Annotated in this window: 9 protein-coding genes; 7 read left to right on the plus strand and 2 right to left on the minus strand. The window is 62.9% G+C overall.

Going from position 1 to position 10,108, the window contains the following annotated elements:
• Window positions 1–20: 20 nt before the first annotated feature.
• The 4 genes from Q0D52_RS07880 to Q0D52_RS07895 all read left to right on the plus strand — a co-directional run bounded on the left by Q0D52_RS07880 (window position 21) and on the right by Q0D52_RS07895 (window position 3,167).
• Window positions 21–980 (plus strand): tRNA threonylcarbamoyladenosine dehydratase, encoded by a 960-nt coding sequence (locus tag Q0D52_RS07880; RefSeq protein WP_294381709.1) that lies wholly within the window; start codon window positions 21–23, stop codon window positions 978–980.
• 41 nt (window positions 981–1,021) lie between these two features.
• Window positions 1,022–1,789: a TatD family hydrolase gene (locus Q0D52_RS07885; RefSeq protein ID WP_294381712.1), complete on the plus strand. Its 768-nt coding sequence runs from the start codon at window positions 1,022–1,024 to the stop codon at window positions 1,787–1,789.
• 69 nt (window positions 1,790–1,858) lie between these two features.
• Window positions 1,859–2,689 (plus strand): RNA methyltransferase, encoded by an 831-nt coding sequence (locus Q0D52_RS07890; RefSeq protein ID WP_294381714.1) that lies wholly within the window; start codon window positions 1,859–1,861, stop codon window positions 2,687–2,689.
• Window positions 2,690–2,963: 274 nt separating this feature from the next.
• Window positions 2,964–3,167 (plus strand): cold-shock protein, encoded by a 204-nt coding sequence (locus Q0D52_RS07895; RefSeq protein ID WP_042436473.1) that lies wholly within the window; start codon window positions 2,964–2,966, stop codon window positions 3,165–3,167.
• A gap of 335 nt (window positions 3,168–3,502) precedes the next feature.
• Here Q0D52_RS07895 and Q0D52_RS07900 read toward each other — a convergent pair whose 3' ends face one another.
• Entirely contained in the window at window positions 3,503–4,720 is a 1,218-nt protein-coding gene (locus Q0D52_RS07900; RefSeq protein WP_294381715.1) for an MFS transporter, read from the minus strand.
• A 244-nt stretch (window positions 4,721–4,964) separates the two neighbouring features.
• Between Q0D52_RS07900 and Q0D52_RS07905 the strand changes: the two genes are divergently transcribed.
• Both Q0D52_RS07905 and Q0D52_RS07910 read left to right on the plus strand, forming a co-directional pair.
• Complete coding sequence (locus tag Q0D52_RS07905; RefSeq protein ID WP_294381718.1) at window positions 4,965–6,188, plus strand: hydantoinase/carbamoylase family amidase; 1,224 nt, start codon at window positions 4,965–4,967, stop codon at window positions 6,186–6,188.
• Window positions 6,185–7,459 carry a dihydroorotase gene (locus Q0D52_RS07910; RefSeq protein WP_294381721.1) on the plus strand — a complete coding sequence of 425 codons (1,275 nt, stop codon included), beginning with the start codon at window positions 6,185–6,187 and terminating at the stop codon, window positions 7,457–7,459. Before Q0D52_RS07905 ends, Q0D52_RS07910 begins: the two co-directional genes overlap by 4 nt.
• Window positions 7,460–7,626: 167 nt before the next feature.
• Here Q0D52_RS07910 and Q0D52_RS07915 read toward each other — a convergent pair whose 3' ends face one another.
• Window positions 7,627–8,025: a hypothetical protein gene (locus Q0D52_RS07915; protein WP_294381723.1), complete on the minus strand. Its 399-nt coding sequence runs from the start codon at window positions 8,023–8,025 to the stop codon at window positions 7,627–7,629.
• Window positions 8,026–8,556: 531 nt separating this feature from the next.
• On the opposite strand from Q0D52_RS07915, the gene Q0D52_RS07920 reads away from it, so the two are divergent.
• Window positions 8,557–10,083 carry a class I SAM-dependent DNA methyltransferase gene (locus tag Q0D52_RS07920; protein ID WP_294381727.1) on the plus strand — a complete coding sequence of 509 codons (1,527 nt, stop codon included), beginning with the start codon at window positions 8,557–8,559 and terminating at the stop codon, window positions 10,081–10,083.
• The last annotated feature ends 25 nt before the right edge of the window (window positions 10,084–10,108 follow it).

Below are 10,108 nucleotides of genomic sequence, written 5' to 3' on the forward strand. Positions count from 1 at the left end.
GCGCGCGCGAAAGGGGAGGCATGGCCGAGAACGAGAACAGCAAGAATGCAGCCGCTGCAGACGACGCGGCTTTGAACGAGGCGACGGGCGTCGCTTCTGCGGTTGGCGCCCTGGCAGCTGAGGCTTCTTCTCCTGCATCGAGCGCGCGTGCGGATGCTTCGCCAAGGGCTTTTGCCCCCTCCGCCGGTGCTCTGGCACCTACGCCGCGTACGCGCGAGGAGATCGCCGAGTCGTTGCGCGTCCGCACGCGCCGCGGCACGCCCACCGAGAAGCTTGAGGTCATCATGACCAGCGCCGGCCTTGACCGCGTGGAGGCCGCCACCGTCATGGTCATCGGCCTGGGCGGCGTGGGCTCGAACTGCGTGGAGGCGCTGGCGCGCGGCGGCGTCGGGCACCTGATCGTCCTCGATCATGACATCGTCGGCCTGTCCAACATCAATCGCCAGGCCATCGCGTTCCACAGCACGCTCGGGCGCAAAAAGCACGAAGTGGTGCGCGACATGGTCCACGACATCAACCCCGATTGTCAGGTGGAGGCGCTCGACATGTTCCTGCGCGCCGACGACGTGGCGCCGCTGCTCGACCGTTACCTGGGGAAAGTCGACATGCTCATCGACGCCATCGATTCCGTTTCCGCAAAACTGGCCATCGCCGAGTATGCTGACCGCACGGGGATGCCGCTCATCTCCAGCATGGGCGGCGCCAACAAGCTGCATCCCGAGTGCCTGCGTTTCGCCGACGTCTCCGAAACGCGCAACGACCCGCTCGCGCGCGTCATGCGCAAGGAGTGCCGCAAGCGCGGCATCCGTCGCCTGCGCGTGCTGTACTCGTGCGAGGAGCCGGTGAAGCGCCCCGCCGTGGAGGGCGCCGAGCGCCGCGAGCGCACGAACCTGGGCACGGCATCGTTCATGCCGCCCATCTTCGGGCAGATGCTGGCAGGCAAGGTGCTCTGCGAGATCGCCCAAGTGCCGGAAGCGTAGGCCCGGGAAGGCGCCGGCTCTTACGGTAAAGGATGCGGAGAATGTCGCCAGATTTGTTTGATATGCACTGCCACCTGGGGTTTTGCGCGGATTCTGCGCAAGCTGCGCGCGAGCTTGCCGCGCAGGGCGTGGGCGTGTTCTCGAATACGGTGACGCCCGCGGAGTTCGCGGAGCAGCAGGTGGCGCTCGCGGATGCCGCCAACGTGCGCGTGGGCGCAGGCCTGCACCCCTGGTGGGCCGGCGAATTCGACTCGTTCGTTAATTGGGATCGTTTGTATGGTCTTGTTGCGCGCAATCGATTCATCGGCGAAGTGGGATTGGACTTATCGCCGCGTCATGCCGATACGCGCAAGGCGCAGCTTGATGCGCTGGTGTGCATCGCTCATGCGTGCGCCCGTACGGGGAACAAGGTGCTGTCGGTGCATGCGGTTCGTGCGGTTGACCAGGTGCTTGATGAGCTCGAGCGCGCAAGCGTGTTCGGGGGCATGACGGGCAACGCCTGCATCATCCATTGGTTTTCCGGCACGTCCGACCAGCTCACGCGGGCGCGGCGGATGGGCTGCTACTTCAGCGTGAACCCGCGCATGCTGGAATCGAAGCGCGGGCGCGCCTATGCGCAGGCCATCCCGGCCGACCGGTTGCTGCTGGAGACCGACGAACCCGCGTCAGAAGGCGCGCCTTGGGACGCCGCCCGCGTGCGCGAGCTGCTCGAGGATACGCTGGCCCAGCTTGCGGCCTTGCGAGGCGACGATCCCGCCGAACTGCGCGAGCGAATCGCGCAAGCCAGCCGAACCTTGTTGCAGCGATAAACCCGCTGCAACGCTAAAGCCGCCACGATGCCCTTGCTGCAAGCGCTTGGGCGAAGAAAGGACAGCACTATGCTGTATGAGCACCTGACCTGCGCAAACGATGCGCGCTTGGCGCCGTATGCGCGGGTACGCGATGCCGATCTGGCGGTTTGGCCCGACGCGCCCGCAGGCTTGTTCATGGCGGAGTCGCGTGCGGTCATCACGGCGGCGATCGAGGCCGGCGCCCGTCCGCGTTCCTTTCTAGTAAGCGAGTCCTGGGCCGATGACGCCGCGCCGCTCGCTCGCCAGCTGCTCGCGCATAATCCCGGATGCCCGGCGCTGTGCGTGCCCGATGCACTGTTCTCCCAGATCACCGGCTATAAAATCGTGCGTGGTCCCGTGGCCGCCTTCGAGCGCCCCGCGCTGTCCGATCCTGCGCAGCTGCTTGCCGAAGCCCGCCGCGTGGCCGTCCTTGAGGACGTGGGCAACTACGCCAACATCGGCAGCGCATTCCGCGCGGCGCATGCGTTCGGCGTCGACGCCGTGCTGGTCACGCCTTCGTGCCACGATCCGCTGTTCCGCCGCGCCAGCCGCACGAGCCAAGGAACGGTGCTGCAGGTGCCGTGGACGCGCATCGGCACGCAGCGCGACTGGGCTGCCGAGGGCATCCCGCTGCTGCATGCGGCGGGGTTCAAGGTGGCGGCGCTTGCGCTCGAGGACCGGTCGCTTGCGCTGGGCGACCCGCAGCTTGCCGCATGCGAGCGCCTGGCCATGGTGCTCGGCACCGAGGGGGCGGGCCTGCACCCCTCGACCATCGCCGCCAGCGACTACACCGTGAAGATCCCCATGGCACACGGCGTGGACAGCCTCAACGTCGCCGCCGCCAGCGCCGTAGCGTTTTGGGAGCTCCGCGCGCGATAGCGTCGGCAGCGGATCGTCCGGCTGGTTGCGCGCCGGCAGGCAGCCCCTATGAAAAGGCTATGGTTTCGGTCTTGGCGGGTCGCTCGGCCGTCATTTGCGGCCGCATCGACACCCCAACGTTAAATCTTCCCACCCTGCCAGATTTCCCGGACGTTTTCCTTGGCTGTTAGCGTATGATGGAACGCGTGCTCTCGAGGTGAGGGCGAGTGTTGCCGCCATGCAACGCGCAGTGTTACCCCCGTGCGATAGCGCGGGAGAGAAAAGAGGATTTAAAATGGCGGAAGGTACTGTTAAGTGGTTTAACCCCGAGAAGGGTTACGGCTTCATCTCTCAGAACGACGGCGAGGACCTGTTCGTGCACTTCTCTGAGATCAAGATGGACGGCTTCAAGACCCTCGACGAGGGCCAGGCTGTTTCCTTCGACGTGACCACTGGTCAGAACGGCAAGCTCCAGGCAAGCAACGTGGTTCGTCTGTAACCCACCGCTTTCTTAAACAGGTAGCTGAAAGCCCCTGCGTGTGCTGCGCAGGGGCTTTTTTTGATGCCCGATCGTCGTCAGCGCGGTTGTGTCGGTGGGGCGCTGGGGGGTCTTGGCACCGCGACCGTGGCGACCATGGCGAACGTGGTGGATGCGGGTCGTTCGGTTCGACTTTTGGTGGGACTCGCACTCGCGCACTTTTTGGCAGCAACATCGGAAAACCCCAGCCGAAACGAGAAAAGGCGCCGCCTCAATCGAGACGGCGCCTTTGCGAGCTTGAAAACGCGGTTGGAGCGAGACGGCGCACTTGGCGCGCTATCTCGCTTTGCAGCCCGTTACTCCAGGTCGGAGCCCTTCTTCTCGGGCAGGAAGAACATGGCGATGAACGCGACCACGTAGATGCAGGCGACGCAGCCGATGGCGAAGCCGAAGCCGTGGCCGGCGGCGATGATCGGGATGACCACCGGGGCCGACGCGCCGCCGATGAAGCGGCCGGCGTTGTACAGCGCGGTCTGCGCGGTGCCACGCACCTCGGTGGGGAACAGCTCGGCGATCAGCGTGCCGTAGCCGCCGATCATGCCGTTAGCGAACATGCCCATGAAGAAGCCGCCGAACAGCAGCGCCGTGGGGTTGGTCAGCTGGCTGTAGATGATGATCATGACGGCGGCGCCGATCTGGAAGGTCCAGAACGCGGGGCGACGGCCGGCCTTGTCGGCCAGCCAGCCGAACACCGAGATGCCGATCATCATGCCGATGACGGTGACGGCGGTCCACATGCCGGTGGAGGTCAGGCTCAGGCCCAGCTCGCCGTTGAGGTACTTTGGCAGCCAGGTCATGATGCCGAAGTAGCCGGCGTTCTGCACGGTGCACAGGATGATGATGATCACAGAGTACTTGATGCGCGTGGGCGAGTTGAACAGGCTGGCCAGGTTGCCGTGCTTTTTGCCGGAGGCCTTGTGCTCCTCGAAGATGGGCGGCTCGGGAACGAACGCGCGGATGATGATGGCGACGATGGCGGGCACGACGCCGACCACGAACAGGCCGCGCCAGCCGAACGCGGCGATGATGGGCGCGGACGCCAGCGAGGCTACCAGCACGCCGACCTGGAAGCCCAGGCCGACGGCGGAAGTGGCCTTCGCGCGGTTAGCGGGGCTGGAAACCTCGGAGGCGATGGCCATACCCAGGCCGAACTCGGCGCCGATGCCCAGGCCCGCCAGGAAGCGGAACAGCGCCATCAGCTCGAAGTTGGGAGCGAAAGCCGAGCACAGGGTGAACACGCCGAAGAAGATGACGGAGTAGGTGAGCACCCTGATGCGGCCGAGCTTGTCGGCCAGCGTGCCGAAGACCAGGCCGCCTAGGAAGGCGCCCGCCAGCGTGATGGACGTGAGCGAGCCGGCGGTGGCGTTGTCAACGCCGAAGGTGGCGATGATGCCGGAGAGCGCGAAGCTCAAGATCATGAGGTCCAGACCGTCGAGCGCGTGGCCGATGGCCGCGGAGAACACGGCTTTGCCGGCGTAGTGCTTCATCTCGGAAGCTTTTTCTTTGTGTGGCATAGTGATTTCCATCCTATTCCGCAAGTGGTTAAACTTTCAATGAAAATACTCTCCTATTGATTATTTGCAAGGGTTTGTTGCAGATTTTACGTTCCCGAAATACAACAGCGGGGAAAGCGCCCGCTGTGCGTGCCCAATGCGCTCCGCAAATCCCGATTTCGTGCCCGTGACGTGCGGTTTCGGTGGTGGTCGCAGGCTGCCCCGGCGCGTTAGGCTACCATGCCGGTATGAGAAAGGAGAAGCTATGCGGCACGCTATCGAAGACGTTGAGTATGCAGAATACCTTTTCGACCGGTTTTACGGCATCGGCAGCTGCGAGTCGGGCGGCGTGACCCGGCTCGGCTACACCGAGGTGGAGGACGAGATGCACCGGGCCCTGTGCGCGCTCGGCGAGGAGAAGGGCTACGGCCACTTCGCCGACCAGGTGGGCAACACCTACCTGTACCGTCCGCAGTACAGCATGGACGAACCCTATTGGCTGGTCGGCTCGCACCTGGACTCGGTGATCGAAGGCGGGCGCTACGATGGCGTCGCGGGCATCATCACCGGGCTGCTGGTGATGGGGTGGGCCGAACGCGACGGTCTCGACCTGCCCATCCGCGTGGGCGCCATGCGCTGCGAGGAGTCCAGCAACTTCGGCAGGAGCACCATCGGCAGCGGCCTTATCACCAAGGAGATCTACAAGCACGACGTGGGCGAGGCCGTGAACAAGCAGGGCGAGACGCTCCACGAGGTGTTCGATCGCAAGGGCTACAGCCTGACGCCCGACCGCATCCAGGGTATCCGCGAGTACCTTGAGCTGCACATCGAGCAGGGCAAGGTCCTGGAGGAATACGGCGAAGCCGTAGGCATCGTGAGCACCATCGCCGGCCCGCGCCGCTTCAAGGTGCACGTGCACGGCAACGCGGAGCATTCGGGCGCTACGCCCATGGGCATGCGCTCCGACGCGCTCGCGGCGGCGGCCGAGATCATCCTGGAGGTCGAGGAGATCGGCAAATCCGAGGCCATGCACCAGTCCGTGGCCACGGTGGGCGTCATAACGAACCACCCCAACGCGCTCAACGTCATCCCCGGCGAGGTGGAGCTGGGCATCGACATGCGCGGCATCGACGTGGCCAGCCTCGACCGCATGGAGGCGCGCCTGAAGGCCGCGTGCACGCGCATCTGCGAGAAGCGCCGCCTCAAGTACTTCCGCGAGAAAACCTCCGACATCCCGCCTATCGAGATGTCGTCCGAGACGCAGCAGAAGCTGCTCGACGCGGCGAAACGCCTGCGCATCCCGCATCGTCTGATGATCAGCGGCGCAGGTCACGACGCCATGTCGTTCGCGCACATCTGCGACACGGGCATGGTGTTCATCCCGTGCGTGAAGGGCATCAGCCATAACAAGAAGGAGTTCGCCACCATCGAATCGATCCTCGACGGCGCGATGGTGATGTACGAGCATTTGAAGGAAGAGGCGCTATGATCCTGGTGAAAGACGGCCGCGTCATCGACCCTGCGCGCGGCATCGACGATGTGCTCGACCTGGTGATAGACGGCGGCAAGATAGCGAAGATCGGCAAGTACCAGCGCTCGGAGGACTACGAGCGCATCATCGAGGCGAAGGGGTGCGTGGTGGCTCCGGGCCTGGTCGACGTGCACGTGCACTTCCGCGACCCGGGCTTCACGTACAAGGAGGACATCGAAAGCGGCGCCGCGTCAGCCGCGGCCGGCGGGTTCACCAGCGTGGTGTGCATGGCGAACACGAAGCCGCCCGTGGACAACGTGGAGACGCTCGGCTACGTGCTCGAGCGCGGGGCGCGTTGCGGCATCAACGTGTTGACGTGCGCGACCATCAGCCGCGGCATGCAGGGGCGCGAGCTGGTGGACATGGAGGAGCTTGCCGCCCACGGGGCCGCGGGCTTCACCGATGATGGCATCCCGCTGATGGACGAGGCCCTGGTCAAGTGTGCCATGGAGCGCGCGGCGAAGCTCGACCTGCCGCTTTCGTTCCACGAGGAGGACCGCGCGTTCATCGAGTCGCCGGGCGTGAACCAGGGCGCGGTGTCGAAGGCGCTGGGGCTGGGCGGCGCGCCGGCGCTGGCCGAGGACGTGCTGGTGGCGCGCGACTGCATGCTGGCGCTGCACACGGGAGCGCGGGTGAACATCCAGCACATCAGCTCGGCGAACTCCGTGCAGCTGGTGCGCCTGGCGAAGGAGATGGGCGCGCACGTGACGGCCGAGGCCACGCCGCACCATTTCTCGCTGACCGAGGACGCTGTGCTGGAGAAGGGCACGATGGCGAAGATGAACCCGCCGCTGCGAACGCAGGCGGACCGCTACGCCATCATCGAGGGCCTGAAGGACGGAGCGATCGATATCATCGCCACCGACCACGCGCCGCATTCCGCCAAGGAGAAGGCCAAGCTGTTCGCTGAGGCGCCCAGCGGCATCATCGGGCTGGAGACCGCGCTTGCCCTGGGCATCACGAACCTTGTGCGCAAGGGGCATCTGACGGTCATGCAGCTGATCGAGAAGATGAGCCTGAACCCGGCAAAGCTCTACAACCTGGACAAGGGCGCGATCGCGGAAGGCGCCGACGCCGACCTGGTGATCTTCAACGAAGGCGAACGCTGGCACGTGGGCCCGAAGTTCGTCTCGAAGGCGGCGAACACCCCGTTTGCGGACGAGGACCTTTACGGGAAGGTGAAGTTCACCATCTGCGCCGGCAACGTAGTATACGAGGACGGCGAGTAAGGGCGCCCCGGGTTGACGCGGGGTAAGGGTTGCATGCTGTAGGGTTTCCCCCGGCGGTGCCGTGTGGCGCCGCCGGGGGATTTTTTTGTAGGGGAACGTCCAGCGGTGGGGGAACGTGCGCTTCCCGAGCGGTGCCATGCGTCGTCGTCGGGGGAAACCTTTTGGGGCTAGTAGAACAGCGCGAGCGCAAGCTCGTCGCCGTGGTCTTGGTCGGTGGGTAGCCAGCCGATGTTGATGCTTGCGTGATCGTAGGCGCCCGTGTCTTGGCATTTTACGATGGTGAACCATCCCTCGCGCGGGTCGTCCCAGATGATGTGGTAGCCCTTGAGGTCCGGCGAGGGGCCTTTGGGCCACGTGATTTTCTGCTCGTTCGGGTTGAACCCGGAGATGCCGACCGTGATGCCGCTCGCGATCACCTCGTTTAACTGGCCGAACTCGTCGGAGTCCGCGTATGCAAGGTCGGGGCCGTCGAACTCGACCACGTACGCTTCGCCTGCAATCAGCTCGTCAAGGCTGATTCTGAGAGAATAGTACTGCTCGAGCGCGCCCTTATGGAAATCCGGCACGGGACGCCGCGAGACCGTGAAAGGCACGGGCCCGTGCGGCCCTGTGATGCGAAACGCTCCCAACGGGGTACGGAACTCTGTTGCTCCGGTCTGTAGCAATTCAGCGGGCATTAATCCTCCTGGGGTTTGGTTGGCAGGATAGGGTTGGTTGCGGTTGTTGCGCGCGCCGCCCGGGCGCGTGTTGTTTGCGGGCGTCGGTCATGCCGCGCTTCCTGCTGGACGACGGGCCGTGGCTATACACCCGTCTGCTATATAGCGCGTTTTTGTCCTCTGCTGGAATATAATGACATTAATGCATCCGTATTGCATTCCGAATGGTTTTGAGGTGCGCATTCGAGCCGTATCGATCCCTGATTGCGGGATCAAAGTTCGTAATCGCCCCGCGGACGGAAAAGGTTTCGATAACGCTCGGAATACCCGTCATGCTTCGCGATGCGGCATAGGTCGCACCGTCTCTTTATGGGATGATCCGAAGTGCCTCCGTGCACATATATATGATTGAAGAGCTTGCGAAGAAAGGTCAGCAGTTTCATGATCACAGGAGCAACCAAGAGCAAGGTTGACGCTATTTGGCAGAAGATGTGGGAAGGCGGCATCACTAACCCCATCGAAGTCATAAGCCAGCTGACCTATCTTATGTTCATGCGCTCGCTCGACGAAAAAGAACTCGAAGCTGAGAAGATGGAGCAGTTGCTTGGCGTTAATCAGAAGCACATCTTCCCAGAATCGTTCCGAAACGTCTACGGTGCGGAGATACCTGGCGACCAGCTGCGTTGGAGTCGCTTTAAGGATAAGCCCGCGCAGGAAATGTATCGCGTTGTGAACGAGTTCGCTTTCCCCTTTATTAAGCAACTTGGCAACGAGTCCGCCTTCGCCAAGGCGATGGAGAGTGCCACGTTTGGGTTTCCTGCGGGTAAACCGTCGCTGCTTGAGAAGGCGGTTGACGGTATCGAAGGGTTGCTCTCGGAGTTTGACGACCATATCGGCGAGTTGGGCGACCTCTACGAGTATATGTTGTCCAAGCTTTCGACTGCGGGTACCAACGGACAGTTCCGCACGCCGCAGCATATTCGCAATATGATGGTGGCCATGGTGGATCCCAAGCCGAGCGAGCTCATCTGCGATCCGGCTTGCGGCACTGCGGGTTTTCTCATTTCCGTCGCAGAGCATATTCGCAGCAATTACGAGAGCAAGATGACCGGCGAGGACTGGGATTGCTACGCCGGTGCGAATGGGGCCGTGGCGCAATTCTCCGGCTTCGAGATCGATCAGACCATGCTGCGCATATCAACCATGAACCTCATGCTCCACGGCGTCGAGGCGCCCGACATACGCTATTTGGATAGCATTTCCAAGAACAACACCGTCTCGGGCAAGTACGACGTGGTATTGGCCAACCCGCCGTTCACTGGTTCGGTTGACGTGGAGGACATCGATAAGAGCCTGCGGACCATTGTGGACTCCAAGCAGACAGAGCTTCTTTTCGTGGCGCTGTTCCTTCGTATGCTCAAGATGGGTGGTCGTTGCGCCTGCATCGTGCCTAATGGCGTGTTGTTCCGCAGCAACTCTAAGGCGTATGAGCAGCTGCGTCGCGAGCTTGTGGAGAACCAGAAACTCGAGGCCGTGATATACATGCCGAGCGGCGTGTTCAAGCCCTACTCTGGGGTGAGCACCGCCATTCTCGTGTTTACGAAGACCGATGATGGTGGCACTGATGACGTGTGGCTTTACAACATGGAGGGCGATGGCTTCACGCTTGATGATAAGCGTGATCCCGACGAGAAGCACGATGATATTCCCGACATCCTCGCGCGTTGGGCGAACCTCGATGCCGAGCGCGATCGCGATCGCACTGAGAAGAGCTTTCTCGTGCCCAAGAGCGAAATTGTGGAGAACGGCTATGACTTCAGCTTCAACAAGTACGTCGAAACTGTTTACGAGCGCGTTGAGTATCCGCCCACCGAGGAAATTCTGAATGATCTTGATGACCTGAATAGACAGATGGCCGACAGCCTCGCAGAGCTCCGCCGCATGCTCGGTGGTGGTCAGAATGACTAACAAACCCCAATTTGTCGGGGAGAAG

It is taken from the genome of uncultured Senegalimassilia sp. (assembly GCF_934630535.1).
GTDB lineage: Bacteria > Actinomycetota > Coriobacteriia > Coriobacteriales > Eggerthellaceae > Senegalimassilia.

Coding starts and splice junctions, on each gene's coding strand:
- Q0D52_RS07880 (WP_294381709.1), top strand. CDS start 21: ATGGCCGAGAACGAGAACAGCAAGAATGCAGCCGCTGCAGACGACGCG.
- Q0D52_RS07885 (WP_294381712.1), top strand. CDS start 1,022: ATGTCGCCAGATTTGTTTGATATGCACTGCCACCTGGGGTTTTGCGCG.
- Q0D52_RS07890 (WP_294381714.1), top strand. CDS start 1,859: ATGCTGTATGAGCACCTGACCTGCGCAAACGATGCGCGCTTGGCGCCG.
- Q0D52_RS07895 (WP_042436473.1), top strand. CDS start 2,964: ATGGCGGAAGGTACTGTTAAGTGGTTTAACCCCGAGAAGGGTTACGGC.
- Q0D52_RS07900 (WP_294381715.1), bottom strand. CDS start 4,720: ATGCCACACAAAGAAAAAGCTTCCGAGATGAAGCACTACGCCGGCAAA.
- Q0D52_RS07905 (WP_294381718.1), top strand. CDS start 4,965: ATGCGGCACGCTATCGAAGACGTTGAGTATGCAGAATACCTTTTCGAC.
- Q0D52_RS07910 (WP_294381721.1), top strand. CDS start 6,185: ATGATCCTGGTGAAAGACGGCCGCGTCATCGACCCTGCGCGCGGCATC.
- Q0D52_RS07920 (WP_294381727.1), top strand. CDS start 8,557: ATGATCACAGGAGCAACCAAGAGCAAGGTTGACGCTATTTGGCAGAAG.